At 70.0% G+C, this 19,646-nt stretch carries 13 protein-coding genes; 7 read left to right on the top strand and 6 right to left on the bottom strand.

The window, feature by feature from the left end:
• Nucleotides 1-81: 81 nt before the first annotated feature.
• Entirely contained in the window at nucleotides 82-2,853 is a 2,772-nt protein-coding gene (locus tag PV396_RS15705; RefSeq protein ID WP_319204967.1) for an RHS repeat-associated core domain-containing protein, read from the top strand.
• A 434-nt stretch (nucleotides 2,854-3,287) separates the two neighbouring features.
• The gene (locus PV396_RS15700) at nucleotides 3,288-4,328 is read left to right on the top strand and encodes a LacI family DNA-binding transcriptional regulator (protein WP_319204965.1); all 1,041 of its coding nucleotides are present in this window, start codon (nucleotides 3,288-3,290) and stop codon (nucleotides 4,326-4,328) included.
• Between the two features lie 50 nt (nucleotides 4,329-4,378).
• Here PV396_RS15700 and PV396_RS15695 read toward each other — a convergent pair whose 3' ends face one another.
• A complete protein-coding gene (locus PV396_RS15695) occupies nucleotides 4,379-5,863 on the bottom strand; it encodes a ricin-type beta-trefoil lectin domain protein (protein ID WP_319204963.1) in 1,485 nt (494 codons plus the stop codon).
• Nucleotides 5,864-6,094: 231 nt separating this feature from the next.
• The gene (locus tag PV396_RS15690) at nucleotides 6,095-9,667 is read right to left on the bottom strand and encodes a BTAD domain-containing putative transcriptional regulator (RefSeq protein ID WP_319204961.1); all 3,573 of its coding nucleotides are present in this window, start codon (nucleotides 9,665-9,667) and stop codon (nucleotides 6,095-6,097) included.
• 154 nt (nucleotides 9,668-9,821) lie between these two features.
• Here PV396_RS15690 and PV396_RS15685 point away from each other — a divergent pair, with 154 nt between their 5' ends.
• Nucleotides 9,822-10,268 carry a Tat pathway signal protein gene (locus PV396_RS15685; protein ID WP_319204959.1) on the top strand — a complete coding sequence of 149 codons (447 nt, stop codon included), beginning with the start codon at nucleotides 9,822-9,824 and terminating at the stop codon, nucleotides 10,266-10,268.
• Nucleotides 10,269-10,693: 425 nt separating this feature from the next.
• Here PV396_RS15685 and PV396_RS15680 read toward each other — a convergent pair whose 3' ends face one another.
• From PV396_RS15680 to PV396_RS15665, 4 genes are all read right to left on the bottom strand, one after another.
• Nucleotides 10,694-11,164 (bottom strand): SPW repeat protein, encoded by a 471-nt coding sequence (locus tag PV396_RS15680; RefSeq protein ID WP_319204957.1) that lies wholly within the window; start codon nucleotides 11,162-11,164, stop codon nucleotides 10,694-10,696.
• An 84-nt stretch (nucleotides 11,165-11,248) separates the two neighbouring features.
• A complete protein-coding gene (locus PV396_RS15675) occupies nucleotides 11,249-12,286 on the bottom strand; it encodes a LacI family DNA-binding transcriptional regulator (protein ID WP_319205549.1) in 1,038 nt (345 codons plus the stop codon).
• Between the two features lie 2 nt (nucleotides 12,287-12,288).
• Nucleotides 12,289-13,341 carry a LacI family DNA-binding transcriptional regulator gene (locus tag PV396_RS15670; protein WP_319204955.1) on the bottom strand — a complete coding sequence of 351 codons (1,053 nt, stop codon included), beginning with the start codon at nucleotides 13,339-13,341 and terminating at the stop codon, nucleotides 12,289-12,291.
• Nucleotides 13,342-13,350: 9 nt separating this feature from the next.
• Nucleotides 13,351-14,394, bottom strand: coding sequence for a glycoside hydrolase family 43 protein (locus PV396_RS15665; RefSeq protein ID WP_319204953.1), 1,044 nt, complete (start codon nucleotides 14,392-14,394; stop codon nucleotides 13,351-13,353).
• Between the two features lie 366 nt (nucleotides 14,395-14,760).
• Between PV396_RS15665 and PV396_RS15660 the strand changes: the two genes are divergently transcribed.
• The 4 genes from PV396_RS15660 to PV396_RS15645 all read left to right on the top strand — a co-directional run bounded on the left by PV396_RS15660 (nucleotide 14,761) and on the right by PV396_RS15645 (nucleotide 19,594).
• Nucleotides 14,761-15,726, top strand: coding sequence for a family 43 glycosylhydrolase (locus PV396_RS15660; RefSeq protein ID WP_319204951.1), 966 nt, complete (start codon nucleotides 14,761-14,763; stop codon nucleotides 15,724-15,726).
• A gap of 757 nt (nucleotides 15,727-16,483) precedes the next feature.
• Entirely contained in the window at nucleotides 16,484-17,782 is a 1,299-nt protein-coding gene (locus tag PV396_RS15655) for an ABC transporter substrate-binding protein (RefSeq protein ID WP_319204949.1), read from the top strand.
• 19 nt (nucleotides 17,783-17,801) lie between these two features.
• Nucleotides 17,802-18,761, top strand: a complete 960-nt coding sequence (locus PV396_RS15650) for a sugar ABC transporter permease (protein WP_319204947.1) — start codon at nucleotides 17,802-17,804, stop codon at nucleotides 18,759-18,761.
• Nucleotides 18,758-19,594, top strand: a complete 837-nt coding sequence (locus PV396_RS15645) for a carbohydrate ABC transporter permease (protein WP_319204945.1) — start codon at nucleotides 18,758-18,760, stop codon at nucleotides 19,592-19,594. Before PV396_RS15650 ends, PV396_RS15645 begins: the two co-directional genes overlap by 4 nt.
• The last annotated feature ends 52 nt before the right edge of the window (nucleotides 19,595-19,646 follow it).

Genomic DNA, 19,646 nt, shown 5'->3' with positions numbered 1-19,646 from the left:
TCACGCGGCCACGGCCTCCCGCGCCTCTGTCGGCCCCGCCCTCTCGGGCGCCTCGGCCTCGTCGAGGAGGGCGGCAGTGACGTGGCCACCTGGGCGCAGAGCGACCGGCCCACCGACGCCACGGCCGTCTTCCCGGCCGACCAGGTGCCCTCGTCCAACACGGGCAGCGGAAACCTGGCCTCCGGCGACTACAGCCGTGCCACCGTGCACTACCTCGACGTCAACGGGCGCGAGGTCGACACGGCGGTGCCGGGCGGGCACATCACGACCAGCGAGTACGACACCTCGGGCAACACCGTGCGGGAACTCACCGCGGGCAACCGCGAACTGGCACTGGCCGCGAGCTCCAACAGCGAGCTCAACGCGCTGGGCCTGGCCTCGGCGACCACCGCGCAGCGGGCGACCCAGCTGTCCACCCTGCACGTCTACGACAGCACCGGCCAGCAGGAGAAGGACACCTACGGGCCGCTGCACCAGGTCACGCTGGAGCACGCCCTGGCAGCCTCCGGCACGTCGGCCGCCCTGCCCGCCGGTTCGGTGGTCGCCGCACGGACCCACACCCACAACACCTTCGACGAGAACCGGCCCACGGACGGCTCCGCGAAGGTCTCGGACCAGATCACGACGTCGGTGATCGGAGCGGCCGTCACCGGGTACGCGGCCGACGCGGACACCCGTACCAGCAAGACCTATTACGACTGGACCCTCGGAAAGCCGACCAGGACGGTCACCGACCCCTCAGGTCTGGCCGTCACCACCCTCACCGGCTACAACACGGCCGGCCAGGTCACCAGCAGTTCCCAGCCCGCGTCGAACGGCTCGGACGCGGCCACCACCATCACCACCTACTACACCGCCGGCGGCTCGGCGCCCTGCGGCGGCCACCCCGAGTGGGCCGACATGGTCTGCCGGACCGCCCCCGCGGCCGACATCACCGGCGGCGGCGCCAACCCGGCGCAGCGGGTCACCTCCACGACCACCTACACGGCCTCGGGGCTGCCCCGCCAGGTCACGGACACGGCCAACGGCGTCACCCGCACCACCACGACGACGTACGACAGCGCCGACCGTACGACCCAGACGGCGGTCTCCGGCGGCAGTGGCCAGGCGGTCCAGACCACCACCGTCTCCTACTCGTCCGGCACCGGTCTCGCGGCCGGGGCGTCCACTCCCGACGGGAAGGCCGTCGCCCAGACCTACGACCAGCTCGGCCGTCAGATGTCCTACACCGACGCCGACGGCAACACGGCCACCACCCAGTACGACAGCCTCAACCGGCCCGTCAGGATCAGCGACTCGGCGCCGTCGACGCTGACGTACACCTATGACACCGCGAAGGACCCGCGAGGTGTGGTGACCTCCGAGACCGACTCCAACGCGGGAACGTTCGGCGCCACCTACGACGCGAACGGCACCCTGGCCACCGAGTCGCTGCCCGGCTCGGTCACCCTGACCGCGACCACGGACGAGGCCGGCCAGAGCACCTCACGCACCTACACCGGCGCCTCCGGCAACGTCCTGCTCTCCGACCAGGCGGGCCACTCCGCCGCCGGTCAGGAAGCCGGCCGGGCCCTGTCGACCTCCGGTGGTCTCGGCGTCGACGACACCTACACGTACGACAACGACAGCAGGCTCACCCACACCAACGAAACCGTCATCCAGGGGCAGGCGCAGAGCTGCACCGCCCGTACGTACGCCTTCGACCAGGACACCAACCGCAAGAGCCTGACCACGTCCACCGGCGCCACCACCACCGACGGCACCACCCCCAGCTGCCCGACGAGTGGAGGCACCACCACCAGCCACACCTACGACAGCGCGGACCGTCTGGTCGACAGCGGGTACACCTACGACGCCTTCGGCCGCCTCACCGGTGAGCCCGGCGGCGTCACCACCGCGTACTACGTCGACGACCTCGCCCGTCAGCAGACGAGCGGAAGTCAGCGCACCACCTGGCAGCTGGACCCCGCCGGACGTTTCCACTCCTCCACCACCGAGTCGGACTCCTCCGGCACCTGGACCCAGACCGCCTCCAGGACCAGCCACTTCGACGGACCGTCGGACCGTCCCGCGTGGACGGTCGAGAACACCTCCACCGGCGCCTACACGAGGAATGTGCCCGAGCTCGGCGGGGCACTGGGGGCGACGTACAGCTCGACCAACGGCGATGTCATCCTGCAGCTCACAGACCTGCACGGAGACGTCACGATGACCCTGCCCACCAACGACGCGAACACCGCCGTCGTCGTCACGGCCACGGACGAGTACGGCAATTCCGTGGCCGGCGCCGGCAGTGCCCGCTACCGCTGGCTCGGCGCCAAGGAACGCTCCGGCGAGACACCCACCGGCGACATCATGATGGGCGTCCGCCTGTACAACCCCGTCAACGGCCGCTTCCTCAGCACCGACCCGGTTCCCGGCGGAAGCGCGAACGCCTACGACTACGCCGCCCAGGACCCGGTCAACAAGTTCGACCTCGACGGCAACATGATCGTCTGCGGCGACAACCGCACGGGAAGTCAGTGCAGCAACGCCACCACGCCCTGGTACTACGAGGGCCGCTACACCCACATCACCGGCTGGAAGCCCTCTTTCTACAGCTCGATGCCCGCGCACGTCCGCGCCATCTTCCAGACTCTGGAGGCGTCATTCATGGCGGGCGTCTACGTCGAGGGAGCCTACTGGCGGTACGACTATCACTACAGTTCCTACTGGCGGTACTACCACGGCCGGGTTCAGCACAAGACGGCCCACTGGGAGCTGTATGCCGATCAGCCCCGGTTGAAGGTCTGGATCAATTTCTTCGGTGACTACACCATCACCGGCTACTGGAACGACCACGAGTACGACTGATTCCACCTGGCGGAGGGGAGCGGGCTCATTTCGCCCGCTCCCCTCCGCCCCAAATGTTTTCAAGACAGGGATTCCCATTGACTTACCTGCAGATCACGCTGGCGCTGGCGGAAATACTTTCCGCGGGCGCGGTCGTGTGGCAGCTCCGAGGAACGCGCGATCCCCTGTGGATTCCGTTTCTGATAATCCTGGTCGGGGCGGGAGTACTGGTTCCCATGAACTATCCGATGGGCCACGCCACCGTGGTGTCCCTCGGCCTCCAGGCCGTCGCGGCGGCCGCACTCCTCTGGATCGCCCGGGCGGGCTTCCGGCGGGACTCCGGCGGTTGACGCGGACCGACACCGACATCGTGATCGTTTCCCGGGTGGGCCTAGGCTGTTGTCAGGGCCCGAGAACAGGGGAAACGAAGGATCATGGTGATGGGGGAAAAGCCCATGTCCAGGCCGCCCCGGCCGTCAATGGCGGACGTCGCCCGGCACGCCGGTGTCGCTCCGCAGACGGTGTCGCGCGTGTCGAACGGGCACACCAATGTCGACCCGGCGACCAGGCAGCGGGTCGTCGAGTCGATGCAGGCGCTGGGCTACCGGCCGAACGGAGCGGCACGCGCGCTCAAGAGCGGCCGGTTCAACACCATCGGTGTCATCACCTTCACGCTGAAGACGTTCGGAAACACACGCACACTCGACGCCATCGCCGGGGAGGCCGCCCGCGCCAAGTACGCCGTCACCCTCATCCCCGTGCCCGACCCGACCATGGGCAGGATCTCCGGCGCCTACGACCGGCTCAGTGAGGCCGCCGTCGACGGGGTGATCCTGGTCTTCGAGGCCCATCTCCTGGACGACGCGGAGTTCAGCCTCCCGCCCGGGGTCCCGATGGTGGTCGTCGACTCGGACACCGGCCCCGGCTACACGGTGGTGGACACCGATCAGGCGTTGGGCGCCCGCCAGGCGACGGAACATCTGCTGGAACTCGGCCACCGGCAGGTCTGGCACATCGCCGGCCCCTCGACCTCGTACTCCGCGGCCCACCGGGTGGAGTCCTGGCAGCGCACTCTGCGGGAGGCCGGCATCGTCCCGCCCCCGGTGCTCTACGGCGACTGGACCACGCGGTCCGGGTACCGGCACGGGCTGGCCCTGGGGCGAAGGCCGGAGGTCACGGCGATCTTCGCCGCGAACGACCACATGGCGCTCGGGGTCATGCGCGCCCTGCACGAGCTGGGCCGCCGCATCCCGGAGGACGTCAGCGTGGTGGGGTTCGACGACATGGAGGAGGCCCACGCCTTCTGGCCGCCGCTGACGACCGTACGACAGGACTTCGCGGCGGTCGGCCGGCTCAGCCTGCAGAAGCTGCTGAGCAAGATCGGCCGGACCGGACCCGACCTGATCGACAAGACCCTGGTCCCGACCCGGCTCATTGTGCGCGCCAGCACCGGAACGCCGCCGCCCTCGCCGGAGGGCGAGGAGCGGCGGCGCTGACCCGTACGGTCGGATCAAGGATCAGGGATCAGGAGCAACAGGTGCTGGTGTCAGCTCCGGGTCCACTGCTGGTTGGTGCTGCCGTTGCAGAGCCAGACGTCGACCGACGTGCCGTTGCCGGTGCCGGCTCCGGCCGCGTCCAGGCAGAGCGCCGGGTTCGCGACGCTGGTCACGGAGAGGTCCGCGTTGACGTTCCACTGCTGTGCCGTCGCGCCGGTGCAGTCGGCGATGACCACGGGGTCGCCCGCCGTCGAGCCGGTGCCTCCCACCGTCATGCACTTGTTGCCGTAGACGGTGAGCTGCTCGTCCGCGTCGTAGTTCCAGATCTGGTTGCCGCCGGAGTTGCAGTCCCAGAGGTCGAGCTGGGTTCCGCTCTTCGTGCTGAAGCCGGGCACGTCGACACAGCGGCCCGAGCCCACGCCGCGCAGGACCTCACCGGGAGGCGCCGGCGGCAGGTTGTTGACCGGCGGGGTCTTGCCGAAGCCGTAGCCCCAGCGCAGCAGGGCGACGCCGGTCTCGCTGTTGTCCACGAGGTTGCCGTCGGCGTCCAGCGACTCGATCGAGTAGGCGTCGTCGAACCGCAGGCCCGGCCAGTAGACGAGCCCCATCCCCTTGCTGCGGGCGGTGTTGGCCACGGCGGCGAGGTAGGAGGTGTAGATGTTGCCGTTCCACGCGCCGTAGTTGAGGCCGATGGTCATCGGGGAGCCGGCCTCGTCGATGATGGTCCGGTCCGTGTACTTGCCGAGGCGCGCCTCGAGGTCGGCGGTCCACTCGGCTTGCGTGGTGTAGCTGTTCCAGAAGCCGTAGAAGTGCAGCGACAGCAGCGTGCCGCGCAGTTCGCGGGCCGCGCCGACGCCGGTGACGTTGTCGTTGTAGCCGGTGCCGCTGATCACGACACGGCCGCGCGGAACGTCCTTGTGGCTCGACAGCCAGCCGCTGGTGACGGACACCCACTGGTCGAGGGTGTAGCCGTGCGGCTCGTTCATCGGCTCGAAGTAGACCCGCGGGTTGTGCTTGTACTCCCGCACCACGGTGTTCCACATCTTCTTCCAGGCGGCCGTGTCGTCGACCAGCCCGTCCTTGCTGGTGTTGGCCTCCCAGTAGCTGACGATGACCTTGTCACCGGAGGCCGTGGCCGCGTCGATCGTCGCGCGGTACGACTTCCACCAGGTGGTGCCCACGCTCGCCGGGTTGATCGGCAGGCGCAGCGTGTTGGCGCCCAGGTTCTTCTTGAACCCGCTCACCATCTTCTGCGTGGTGCGGTACACGCTGCGGTAGCTGTCGGTCACCGACAGCCCGCTCGGCACCACGGCGTCAGTGGCGTAGTTGTCCCGCGGGTCTGCCCAGTTGACCCCGCGGAAGTCACTGGTGCCGCCCTTCGCGGGCTTGCCCTGCGCGTACGAGGCGGCCGACGCGTCGCCGGTCGACTGGGTGAGGGCGGGGGCGGGGGCGGCGCCCAGGAACATGAGCGTGGCGCCGAAGCCGGCCATGAGCACACTGGCCAGTCTTCTCGACCTCGTCGGGGTCTTGGTCATCTCGTCTCCAGTGACGGGAGGGCGGAGTGCGGGTTCGTGCGGGTTCGTTCGTCACCTGAGCCGAGGCAATGATGAACCAGAGTCCGAAATAAGCCACTCGGACCCGTTTGAAACCAGCCATGGTTACGCAACCATGGCCGGACACTTGCACGACGCCCGCCCTGATGACAAGACCTCGTGACGTTTCCGAAACACGCCGGACCCTTTCACCGGCCTGTGCCGTCCGGGTGCTCAGGTCCCGGTCGACGGCAGCGCGGCCGGGCCGGCGATCCGCTGGTGCTCCTGATCAGCCATTTCGCACAGGGCGAGAGCACCGCACGCGACAGACAGGGCCTTCGCCCGTTCCACCTGGGCGACCGCTTCGACCCGGCGACCGGAGGCCGCCAGCGCGGTGGCGGCTGTCAGCCGGGCCATGGCCTCGTTGAGGGGCATCCGGGCCGTACGGAACTCGGCGGCGGCCCGGCACGCGGTCGAACCCGCTGCCGGTTCCTGCCGGGCGAGTTGCACCTCGGCGCGGGCCAGCAGCGCGAACCCGCGCCGCCCGGGCGGCCCGTCAGAAGCCGCGGCGGCGGCCGCGCGGTCGGCCCAGCTCTCGGCGGCTGTCACGTCGCCCAGGGCCAGGTTCGCGACCGTCAGCAAGTGGAACCACGTCGGGCGGACCGGTGCTTCGAACCCGAGCAGGTGCGGGCCGCCGCCCGCTTCGAGCACCTTGCTGACACAGCCCTCCGGATCACCGTTGAGCAGCAGCGTATGGCCGAGCATCCCGACGATCGCCGACCGGCGCGCGCCCGGCGCGGGGCCGACCAGGGCGAGGGACTCCTCACAGATCTTCAGTGCCCCGGCGAAGTCTCCCCGCCACATCAGGACCGCCGCGCTCACCACCTCGGCCAACGAGCGTGGCTCGCTGCTGCCGACGAGTGATGCCGCCTCCAGGGCGTCGTCGGCATACGTGGCCGCCTCGTCCAGACGCCCGAGCCACATGAGGGCGTAGGCGGAGGCGGCGAACAGATCGGCGAGCACAAGGCTCTGGCCGGTGCGACGGGACAGCTCCAGGCCGCGGCCGAGATGGCGCAGTGCGCGGTCGTAGCGCTCGTGGAGCAACTCCGTCCAGCCCATCATGACGATGATGTCCAACCGCCCGGCCAGTTGCTCGTCATCGGTGTCGTCGAACGCTTCCACCACCAGGTCCAGATAGTCGGTCGACCGGGCGTCGCCGGCGGAGGTGTGTGCCAGAGCCAGGAGCGCGCGGACCGCGGTGGTCCGCAGCGGGGCGCCGAGACGTTCCACCGAGTGCAACGCGCGTTCGCCCCAGTGGACGGCCGTGGAGAAGTCGTTCCTACGAAGTGCCACCACCGCGACGCCCCACTCCAGGTCGGCGGTCTCGGGACCGGATCGGCCGTCGTGGTCCGCCAACTCCCGGAGCAGCAGCGCCGTGGCCTCTTCGTACCGGCCGAGCGCCCACTCCATGGTGGCTCGGAGGGCGGTCAGCCGGGCCCGCTGGTCCCGTGCCCCGGCGGGCAGCAGGGAGGAGGCCGTCCGCAGGATGTCGCGGCTCTCCAGCAGTCGTCCGGCCATACCCAGCGCGTTGGCCTGCTGGAGCCACAGTTCGGGCCGCTGTCGGCTCCGCTCGCCGAGCAACCGCAGGGCTTCCCGCGTCCAGTGCGCGGCGGTGGCCGGTGCGATCGTCAACACCTGCCGGGCGGCCCCTACCAGTACGTCGACGGCGTGTTCGTCCCCCACGCGCGCCGAACGCTGAACGTGCGAGGCCTGGGCGGTCAGCGGGGCGCCGTGCAGGGCGAGGCCCTCCGCGGCCCGGGTGTGCGCCTCGATCCGCCAGCCGGCGCCCGCCCCCTGGTACACCGCCGCCCGCACCAGCGGATGCCGGAACCGGAACTGGCGGGTGGAGCCGGTCTGGCGGACGAGGTCCCGCTCCGCGATCTCGTCCAGGGCGGCAAGGGCCTGTGCTTCACCGGTCCCGGCGACGACTGCCACCATGTCGGCTTCGAAGGAGTCGCCGAGCACCGCGGCCGCCTGCGTACAGACCCTCACGGTGGCCGACAGACTTCCCAACTCCTCCAGCAGCGCGGCGCGCACCGATTGCGGCAGCTCGCCGGTCAGGGGCCCCGGATCGGCCGGGACAGCCTGCGAGCCCTGTGCGTCGGCGCTCCGGGTCAGCGCCTCCAGGTAGAACGGGTTGCCGCCGCTGGCCTCGTACAGTCGCTTGAAACGCCAGTGCTCCGCTCTGGCCCCGCACAGTTCCGCTCCCTCGGCCGGGGACAGCGGGCCCAGTTCGATTCTGGCCAGCCGCCCCTCCGCTCCGGCCCGTGCCAGCGCCGCGGCCAGTCGTGGCGGGGCCTGCCGGGGCCGGTAGGCGAGGGCGAGCAGCAGCGGTGTCCTCGGCGGGTGCCGCACCAGATGGTCGATCAGCTCGGCCGTGCCTTCGTCCGTCCACTGCAGGTCGTCCAGGCCGACCACGAGACCGCCGTCCGCGCTCACCGCCTCGAGTAACGTCCGTACCGCCCGGTGGAACCAGTACCGTTCGACCGTCACCGGCTCCGGGCCGGCCGGGAAACGCTCACCGAGCGCGGGGAAGACCGTGCTCAGCAGAGCCAGCGCGCCGGCCGGTGCTCCGTCCTTCCGGAGCCGGCCGAAGTCCACGGTGCCGAGGTGGTCGTCCAGGGCGTCCACGAACGCGCCGTACGGAGCCCGGTCGAACTCCACGCTGCGTCCGGCCAGGGACACGAAACCGCGCTGCCTCGCGCGCTCGCCCAGTTCACCGAGCAGCCGGGTCTTCCCGATGCCCGGTTCCCCGACCACCTCGACCACTCCGGCGGCCCCGGCCAGGGCGTCCTCGATCGCACCGTCGAGAAGCGCCAACTCCGCCGCCCGTCCGATCAGCTGACGCCCGGTCCGGGGACGTCTCGATGTCGACGGACCGGGCGGTGCGCCGCCGTCGCGCCTGATGGACTCCGCCGGGGACAGGGGCGCGGGGCGCGGTACGAGGGCGCGTGCGGATCCCGTGGTGCGCGTGGCCCGAGGGTCGGCGGCCTGGACGTTCAGCGCGGGATCGACGGTGAGGATCTGCCGGTGCAGTCGTTGCAGCGGGAGGCTGGGATCACAGCCGAGTTCGTCGGCCAGCAGGAGCCGGGTGCGCTCGTAGTGGCCGAGGGCATCGGCCGGGCGCCCACCCCGGTACAGGGCGAGGATGAACTGGCCGGCCAGTCGTTCGTCCAGTGGGTGTGCCTTCACCCGGGCGGACAACTCGGCCGGCAGTCCGGTGTGGTGACCGCAGCGGAGCCGGACGTCGGTGTGGTCCCGTTCGACTGCGGTGCGTTCCTTGTCCAGGTGGTCGCGGAGGACGTTGAACCAAGGGGTGTCCAGACCCGCGAAGGCGTCTCCCCGCCACAGGCCGAGTGCCTGCCCGAACAGGAGCGCGGCCTGCTCGTCGTCCTCGTTCCGTACGGCCGCGCGGGCTCGACCGGCAAGGTCATGGAACCGGTGCAGATCCACTGCGGTCGCCTCGACGTCGAGGACGTAGCCACCGGAGCGCCGGACGATCCCCACCCCCTCGGCGACGGCCAGCGCCTGCCGCAGCCGGGAGACGTAACCGTAGAGCGTGTTCCGGGCCCGCTGCGGGGGGCGGTCGGCCCAGACACGCTCGAGAAGCCGGTCCACCGAGACCACCCGGTTGGCGTCGACGAGCAGCACCGCGAGCACACATCGCTGCCGGGCGTGACCCAGATCGACGATTCGGCCGTCCACTCGCGCCTCGACGCTGCCGAGCACATCGAACTCAACTGTCACGGCGCTCCCTTGAGTCTCAGGTGCTCACCTTGGCACGGCGCCTTCGACCAGCCAATTCAACGTTCGTACAAGGTTCGCCGACGGTCGGCCGAGCACCTTGGTCCAGGACAGGAAACAGCGCGCCGAAGAACATCATCACCCCAGGAGGACAGCCATGGTCAGGGTCAGTGGCATCACGCTCAAGGGCGTCAAGAAGAAGATCGCGATCGCGGCCGCCGCCGCGGGTCTGGTCATGGCCTTCTCCGGCCAGGCTCAGGCGGCGAGCTACTGGAAGAGCACGTGGGACGGCTGCGCCTCCGTCGACGGCTCGTACAACTACTGGCAGGTCGGATCAGCCGGCGGCTACGGGCTCTACGACACCAACTGGAACTTCACCATTTCGGACAACTGCGCCGACGGCAAGGGCGCGGGGCTCTACACCACGTACCAGAAGTGGGAGAACGGAGGGTGGAACTACCACAGTTACACCAAGCTCGGTTCGGACAGCGACGGCGCCAACGGCAACTCCGCCTACGTCAGCGGCAACGGGCACAACGTCCGCGACGTGAAGCTGTACGTCTGCTTCGTCGGTGACGCCAACTCCTGCGCGGCACTGTTCTAGCGTCCCCGCCCCAGAGCCGGTCTCGGCGATGGACACCACGGCACCCGGAGGAGGGGGCCGGTGCGGTGGTGGCCGCAGGGGGCTGGATGTGCCCGTTCTCCGCTTGGAGGACGGGCACACCGGCATGGACATCAGGCGGATGCTGCACCTGCTGGGTCAGTGCGGTGTCACAGCGCGGACGTGTCGAGCAGGTATGTGGTCACTCGGGTTGTGCAAAACGTTTTGGATCCTTAGCGTCCGTTCTGGTGAGCGACCTGTCGGACGTACTGGTGTCCGACGACAACTTCGCCGCACGCCAGGTGACGCAGGTCGTGGCGTTCGCCGCCCACGGCATCTGAGCCGTCGGCTCCGGGCACGTCGGGCCGGGACGGCGACCACGTGATCGCGGTCGCCGTCCCGCCTACGGTCCGGTCGGCCCGGCCGCGTCAGCGAGGCATCCGGGTCGAGCGGCCCCGGCTGCCCTTGTCGGCCGCGCCCGCCGCGGCGCTGGTCGCGAGCGCGAGCAGCAGGGCGACGATGCCGACGATGATGTTGTTGACCACGGTGCGGGTGGTGTCGACATTCCCGGCCACGACCCACGGCGCGACGATGGTCCAGAGGCCGATCATCGCGGCGGCCCATGCCCTGGCGTGGGTGCGCTCATAGGCGTGGCCGAAGCCGCCCAGCAGCACCGCGAAGGCGATGCCCGTGATCAGGTTGTTCATGGCGAGGGTGTTGAAACCGTTGAAACCCGCGATCCAGGGCGAAGCGGCCAGGTACAGCCCGGTGATGAGGGCCATCGCCTCGACAGCCTGACCCTGCTGGGTCGTCACGGCGCGCTCGGCACGGGCATGGCGCTCCCGCATCTCCATGATGTCCGGGTGCGACTCCATGGTCGTATGAGTTTGGTCGGTCATGATCGTCCTCCAAATGGGAACGCATGGGCGATAAGTCCAGTTCGTCCATCCAAGTACCCCCCGATCGGCAACCCTCCCGCGTGCTCAGCCGGAGCCGGTCCCAGAGGGGTTCGGGGCGGTCGAGGACGACCGGCGTACCCGCAGGACGAACCCGGCGCTGTCGCGGCGGCCGGGGAGGTCGCGGAAGTCCTCCAGGTCCATGCGGGAGCGCAGGAGCGACACCGCTCTGCGGGCGATCGACGCGCGCTGCGGGTCGACAGTGGTCAGGGGCGGTGAGGCGAAGCGGGCCGCCTCGATGTCGTCGAAGCCCGCCAGAGCCACGTCGTCCGGAACGGAGATCCCGCTTCGGGCCAGCACCGACAGCGCGCCGATGGCGACCACGTCGTTGTAGCAGAACAGGGCGTCGAAGCGGACGCGGGTGCGCAGCAGCCGGGCCACCGCGCCCGCGCCGGAGGACCACAGGTCGGCGTTGTCCACGCCGATCACCAGCGAGTCGTCATAGGCGACCCCGGCGTCCTCGAGCGCCCTGCGATAGCCGTGCAGACGTCGGCCGCCGGCGCGCGGCGCCTCCTGCTCGCACAGGGCGGCGATACGACGCCGGCCCTGGGCGAGCAGGTGACCGACGGCCGCGTGCGCGCCCTGCTCGTCGGCGATCTCGACGTAGTCCAGAGGCATCCCGGCGGCCTGGGCGGGGCGCTCGCCGAGGACGACGGTGGGCTGGGTGAGGGGCAGGGGCAGGTACTCCGCGGGTGTGAGGGCCTGCGGTACGTAGATGACCCCGTCCACGAGTTCCTTGTGCGACGTGGACAGGACGGCTCGTTCCCGGTCGGCGTCCCCGCGGGTGGTCTCGACGACCACTTTCAGTCCCTGGGTCTCCGGCGCCCGGATGACCTGTTCGGCCAGCTCCGCGTTGAACGGCTGGTAGACGTTCGGGATGACCAGCGCGATGGTGCCGGTGCGCTGCGAGCGCAGGCCGCGGGCGAAGGGGTTTATCCGGTAGCCGAGTTCCTCGACGGCCACACGGACGCGGTGTTCCGTCTCCGGGCTGAAGGAGCCGGTGCCGTTGATGACGTTGGAGACCGTCTTCGTCGACACCCCCGCCTTCTCGGCCACGGTGCGCATGGTCACGCTCCGCCCCATGCGGCCATCCCTCCCAGAGTCGAATCACGGACGCTCAACTGGTGGTCGGCGACGACCAGTCGCCCGGTATCCCGCTCGACCGTACCGGTCGCCCGGTCGTTCATACGGTCGTTCAGCAGCGCCAGGGCCTCCCGTGCGATCTGGGCCCGGCCGGGGTCGATGGAGGTGAGCGACGGCTGGGCGTACCGGGCGTCGTCGGTGTCGTCGAACCCGGCGACGGCCACCTCGGCCGGGACCCTCACCCCCGCTTCCTGCAGGGTGTGCAGAGCACCCAGCGCGAGCGCGTCCGCGAAGGCGACCACGGCATCGAAGGGAACGCCTGAGTCGATCAACCGGCGCATGCCGGTGGCGCCCTCCTGGCGGTTCCAGTGGGGGGTGCCCACTTCGAGGACCAGGTCGGGGAGGTAGGGCAGGCCGGCGTCGCGCAGTCCCTCCCGGTAGCCCTCCAGGCGCAGCTGGGCGGCGGCCCGCTCGGGCCGGCCGGTGTGGTCGGCGCCCAGAGCGGCGATCCGGGTGTAGCCCAGCGACACCATGTGCCCGACGAGGGCCCGGATGCCCTCCCGGTTGGCCATGGCGACCCGGTCGACGGGCGCCTCGTAGGCACGCTCGGAGACGAACACCGTCGGCACGGTCCGCGCCACGGTCAGGGCCTGGGCGTCCGACAGCCCCACCGGGTACATCAGCAGCCCGCCCAGGTGCGGACCGTGCTCGCGGACCAGGGCGAGTTCGGCCTCGGCGTCTCCCTCGGTGAGTTCGATCAGCACGGTGAGCCCATGGCGTTCCGCCTCGCGCATGATCTCCTCGGCGAGCGAGGAGAAGTAGGGCTGGGACAGGTGGGGCAGAGCGAGTCCGACGAGGTCGATCCGGCCGGTGCGCAGGTTGCGGGCGACGGAGTTGGGCCGGAAGTCCAGCTCGGCTATGGCGGCGTCGACCTTCCGCCGGGTCTGTTCGCTGACGTTGGGCTCGCCGTTGACCACACGGGAGACCGTCTTCAGTGACACCCCGGCCCGCTGGGCCACGTCATGCATCGTGGACATGACCGAACCTTAGGCTCCGGCCGGGACGGGACCGCGCAGCCCCGCGCACTCGGCCTCGGTGAGCGGCAGCACCGAGCCGTGGCGGAGCCCCGGGGGCAGTACGCAGAACTCCGGGTCTGCCACGGGAAGCCACACCGGGCTGTCCAGACGGTCGGCCCGGAAGGGCACGTAGCCGCGGCCGAGGAACTCGTCCAGCAGGAGCAGCCAGCCGCGGCCGTCGGGTGCCGGCAGCACGATCGGCCCCTCGGCGTACGCCAGTCCCGGCAGTTCGTCGGTGCCACGGCCCACGCCCCTCGCGACGGGCTCGTAGTCCGTGGCGTGCAGGTCCCGGGAGCGCTCGACGAAGACGAACTTGGCGTCAGGGGCGTCCGGTGTGCCGGGCAGACGCTCGTCCTTGGTGAACCGGTAGAACCATCCTTCGTGCTCCACCACGGTGGAGTCGATGACGGGGAACCCCTTGTCCACCCACACCCTGGGCTCGCCGAAGGTGCGGAAGTCCTTGGTGGTCGCGTAGTACATGCGCTGGTACGACGGGCTCTCGTGCCCCGGGTCGTCGTCCGGGTAGACGGTGGACGCCCAGAACACCAGGTACTCCTCGCGTTCCGGGTCGTGGACGGCTTCCGGCGCCCAGACGCACCCGGCCCGCTCGGGCATGACCTCGATCCGGTGCGGCCCGTCCCACTCGCGCAGGTCGGCCGAGTGCCACACCAGCAGGTCGCGGCTGCCGTGGGCGACCGCGTATTCCCAGCCCTCGCTGCCGTGGACACGTAGATCGGTGGCGAGCAGATGGAACCCGCTGCCGTCCGCGGCCCGCACCAGGAACGGGTCCCGCGCACCTCCGCCCTCGGGGGCGAGCGGGGGGATGCCGGTAAGCAGCGTCCAACGGTTCATGCGGGGGTCGTCGCTGAGGGCGAACCGAATCCGCTCGCCATCGGGCCGGTGTTCGCCGGTGAAGTGGGCGAAGAGGTAGCCGGCGGGCCGTTCGGGCCCCGCACCGAGGGCCGGCTGAGCCGTACCTGTGGCTTGGTGGTCGCGGTGGGGGCTCTGAGGCACGGGGGCTCTCTCCTCGTCTGCGGGGGTGGGGTGAGGTGAGCTTCGCACCGGAGATTCATCGTTGTCAAAGGACTGGAACTCCGCTGTCACACAGCGGCCTCATGGGAAACCCGCCCAAGGACTGAAGGAAGAGACGAGGAGGACGGCTGTGACCTGCGAAAGTCGCGAACTCGGCGGGGATGCGCAGGGACGCTCTTCGATGTCGGTCTGTAAAAGGAACGACCAAGGAGGGTTGACGACGATGTACTCGGCGGACATCCTGATCCCGCTTCACCCAGCCGTAACACCCGGTTCATCCGGTTCACACGGTTCGCTCGACCTATTCCTCCCGACGAAGCCGGCCCTCGCCGGCAGAAGAAGGTCGTCATGGCCTCCCTTGTCCCCGCCCCGGCGCCCCTGTACGAGGACCCTGTCCACGCGGGCCCGACCGATCCCGTCGTGCAGTACGACGGCCGGCAGTGGTGGATGTTCTACACACAGCGCCGCTCCGACGTGGCCGCGCCCGGCGTCGCCTGGGTGCACGGCACCGCGATCGGCGTCGCGACCAGCGTGGACGGTCGCGACTGGCTCTACCGCGGGGTGCTGGACAGCCTCCCGTTCGAGCCCGGCACCAACACCTTCTGGGCCCCGGAGATCGTGCGGGCGCACGACGGGGTGTTCCACATGTACGTCAGCTACATCCGTGGTGTGCCGGACCGCTGGGAGGGACACGACCGGCGGATCCTGCACTACACCAGCGTCGACCTGTGGCACTGGGTGCAGGCCGGGCCGGTGGCCCTCAGCTCGCGCCAGGTCATCGACGCCTGCGTCCACCCGCTGCCCGGCGGCTCGGGCTGGCGCATGTGGTACAAGGACGAGGCCCACGGTTCGTACACGTGGGCCGCGGACTCGGCCGACCTGTACGACTGGCGGGTACGGGGTCCGGTGCTGGAGCACCGGGCACACGAAGGACCCAACGTCTTCGAGCTGGACGGCCGGTACTGGATGGTCGTCGACTGCTGGGACGGCCAGGACGTGTTCCGCTCCGACGACCTCGACGAGTGGACCCCGGCGGGCCGCATCCTCGACGGATCCGGCACCCGCGCGGACGACCAGGGCGTCGGCCACCACGCCGATGTCGTCGCGGGACCCGACGCGGCCTGGATCTTCTACTTCACCCACCCCGACCGGGACGGCGACGGACCGGCACAGCGCCGCTCCGTGGTGCAACTCGCCCGACTCACAGCCGACGGAGACCGACTCCTGCTCGACCGCGACACGGTCCCGCTCGACACCCTGCCCCGACCTGGGCACCCGTCCCTCGACCCTGATCCCTACGCCGCCCGCCCCTGATACTCCCCGTCGGAGCTGAGCCTTCCGCTCCGCGGACGCCTCGGTTGCGGCCCGTTGGCCCACCCCGACACCTCACCCGGCGTCACGTGACCCTCGCCGGGCGCCACCTCGCCTCACCTGCCCTCACCTCGGCTCCCCTCCCCGGGCGTCACCACGCCCCACCCGGCCTCACCGCGCCACCCCTCCCCCAGCCTCACCGGCCCTCACCCAGCCTCACCACGCCACCCCTCCCCCAGACTCACCGGCCCTCACCGGCCCTCACCCAGCCTCACCGGCCCTCACCCAGCCTTACCGCGACACCCCTCCCCCAGCCTCACCGGCCCTCACCCAGCCTTACCGCGACACCCCTCCCCCAGCCTCACCGGCCCTCACCGCGACACCCCTCCCCCGGCCTCACCACGCCCCACCCGGCCTCACCACGCCACCCCTCCCCCGGCCTCACCACGCCCCACCCGGCCTCACCACGCCACCCCTCCCCCGGCCTCACCGGGCCTCACCTCGCCTCACCAGGCCTCGCCAGCCTTACCTCTGCTTTCCTGCCTCGACTTCCCTCGCTTCCCTAGCCTCACCTCGCCTTACCTGGCCCGTTCACCCCGCCCGGCCCCGCCGGGCCAACCCGCACAGCTCGACCCCGCCGCGCCGCCCCGCCCACCATCTCCACCCCGGCCCAAGCCCCCGCCTCCGGCCCCCCGAACTCCCCCCGCACCGCCCGCGACACATCCACCCCGCCCCCACGCGCACCCCGAGAGGAATCACCATGTCCGTCGACAGCACAAGCAACCGCACCCCCGAGCTCAGCAGACGACGCTTCGTCCAGGGCAGCCTCATGGCTGCCATCCTCGGCGGCACCGCCCTGGGTGCCTCCGCCTGCTCCACCAGCACCGCGGCGAGCGGAGGCAGCGGCGGCAAGGGCGCCGTGTCCTTCTTCTCCTGGGACACGCAGACAGTCATGAAGCCGGTCCTGGACCTGTTCACCAAGAACACCGGCACCGGCGTCTCCTTCTCCTACGCCCCACCGGTCCCGCAGTACGTCTCCACCCTGCAGACCCGCCTCCAGGCGCACACCGGCGCCGACGTCTTCATCCTCACCGCCGAGGACAAGCAGCTGGTCGGCGGCGGCTTCGTGAAGGACCTGACCGGCCAGAAGTTCCTGGACCCCATGAACTCCGCCAACAAGGACTTCATGACGGTCGACGGCAAGGTGTACGGACTGTCGATCTCCTCCTGGGCCGGCGGGATCATGTACAACAAGGAGCTGCTCGCCAAGGTCGGGGCGGACAAGCTCCCGGACAGCTGGGACGGGTTCCTGCAGCTGTGCCGCAAGCTCAAGGACAAGGGGATCACCCCTTACTACGACGCCGCCCACGACGGCAACTTCATGGCGCTGTGGGGCCTGCTCGGCGGCTACTTCGACAGCCAGGGCTCGTTCCCGGACGCGGACATCTTCGCGGGCAGGACCACCTTCGCCGACACCTGGACCGAACCGCTGGTCGCCTACTGCAAGCTGTACACGGACCAGCTCACGCCCAAGGCGATCCTGGGTCTGACCAGCGACCAGGTGGTCAGCGAGTTCGCCAACGGAAGGGTCGCCATGTTCGGCGCCGGGACGTGGAACGTCCCCACGGTCCAGAAGAGCGCCCCGAACCTGTCCTTCCAGACCGAGGCCATCCCCGGCATGACCCAGGGCACCAACTACTGGACCGGTGCCGCCAGCCCGGGCTACGCGATCAACGCCAAGGCCAAGAACCCCGAGGCCGCCCTGAAGTTCCTCGAGTTCCTGGCGAGCCCCGACGCCGTGAAGGCGTACGGCAAGTCCAGTGGGGCGATCACCACCACCAGCGACTACACGCCGAGCTTCGCGCAGAGCGTGACCAACCAGGCCCTGGGTGCCCGCTCCGGCAGGATCTACCTCCCCGTCGTCGCCTGGCCGCGCCACTCCAACGAGCTCATCCAGGAGTTCAACACCCAGATGCAGCAGATGGTCCAGGGGTCGGTCAAGCCCAAGGACATCCCCGCCGCACTGGACAAGAAGCTCAAGCAGCTCGACGCGAAGTAAGCGGGAAGCGACAGCTCTCATGGCCATACAGACCTCCGAACTCCCCACCAGGGCACGCACCGCCGGCACCGCGCCCGGCGGCGCCCGCCCCGGCCGCCGCCGGCTGCGCGAACAGCTGACCACGCAGGCGTTCCTGCTGCCGATCGCCGTCGTGCTGGTGGTGCTGTTCCTGGTGCCGCTCGCCGAGTCGGTGTACTACAGCTTCACCGACTACAGCGGCTCCTCCCCGACCCGGCATCTGGTCGGGCTGCGCAACTACCGGCAGATCTTCACCGACCCCTCGGTGCTGACCGGCCTCGGCTTCACCCTGCTGTACGCGGTGGCGACCACGCTGATCGTGACCGTCGTGGCCATCCCGCTCGCGGTGATCCTCAACCGCCGCTTCCCCGGCCGGAGTCTGGTCCGCGCGGCGTTCTTCTTCCCCGCGGTGCCCAGCATGGCGATCCTCGGCCTGGTGTGGACGTTCGTCCTGTCGCCGCTGTCCTCCGGGGTGATCAACTCCGTGGTGGGCGGCCTCTTCGGAGTCGGCCCGGTGCCGTGGCTGTCGGACAACACCCTGGCCAAGGTCTCGGTGATCGGGGTGGGGGTCTGGGCGCAGGCCGGCTGGCACGCCGTCCTCTACCTCGCCTACCTGCAGTCCGTCCCCCGGGACTACTACGAGGCCGCCACGATTGACGGCGCCACGACGCGGCAGCAGTTCTTCCGCATCACCCTGCCGCTGCTCGCGCCGGCCATGACGGTCAGCCAGTTCCTGCTGCTCATCAACGGCCTCAGGGTGTACGACCTGCCGTTCACCCTCACCAACGGCGGCCCCGGCTACGACACGTACACCATCACCCAGGTACTCGTACAACGCGGTATCGCCCAGGGCGAGTACGGACTCGGCGCGGCGCTGGGCGTGATCTTCCTGATCGCGGTCGCCGCCGTGCTGTCCCTCCAGCTCTCGGTGACCCGCAGGCTGGAAAGGAGGTTCCGGTGACGGCGATCCTCTCCCGGCTGCGTACCCGGGGCTGGCTCACCAGCGCCTACATGCTGCCCGTCTCGGCGGTCATGGCGCTGCCCTTCTACTACGTCCTCGTCAACACCCTCAAGACGCAGGCGCAGACCACCGCTTCACCGCTGGCGCTGCCGACCTCACCGGACTTCTCCACCTACCGCCGGGTCCTGGACCAGGTCCCCGTCGCGGCGGCCTTCGCGAACACCCTGTACGTCACGGTGCTCTCGGTCGGCCTCATGGTGCTGATCGGCGCCATGGCCGCCTACGCCCTGACGATCCGCCCGACCGCGTTCAACCGGCGTTTCGGCAAGCTCCTGCTGCTCGCGTTCGTCGTGCCCACGCAGTCGACCCTGATCCCCGTCTACCAGATCTTCGTCAAGCTGGGCCTGGTCAACAGCCTGAACGGCCTCGTGCTTGTCTACAGCGCGGGATCGATCTTCTGCTGGTTCGTCATCCAGGGCTATATGGCCACCCTGCCGTTCGAGGTCATCGAGGCGGCCCGGCTGGACGGCTGCGGTCCGTGGCAGGTCTTCTGGCGGATCGTACTGCCGCTGATCCGGCCCATCCTGGCCACCGTCGCGGTGTTCCAGACGATGTGGATCTGGAACGACTTCTTCACCCCCAACGTGTACCTGAGCGACCCGGGCAAGAGCACGATCGTGCTGGAGGTCTACACCTCGGTCGGGCAGTTCCAGGTCGACTGGCCGGCCTTCCTGACCCTCAGTGTCATGGCCCTGGTCCCCATGGTGGTGTTCTTCGTCGCGGTCCAGCGGCACATCATGTCCGGCCTGCTCAGCGGCGCCGTCAAGGGCTGAGGCCCGCCCTCGGCCGGCTGACCGCCGCCCCTTCCCCAGATCGACCGCTGCG

This window comes from Streptomyces sp. ME02-8801-2C (genome assembly GCF_033793965.1).
In the GTDB taxonomy this organism is placed as follows: domain Bacteria; phylum Actinomycetota; class Actinomycetes; order Streptomycetales; family Streptomycetaceae; genus Streptomyces.
Note: the sequence above shows the minus strand (reverse complement) of the source record. Positions and strands in the feature narration are given on the sequence as shown.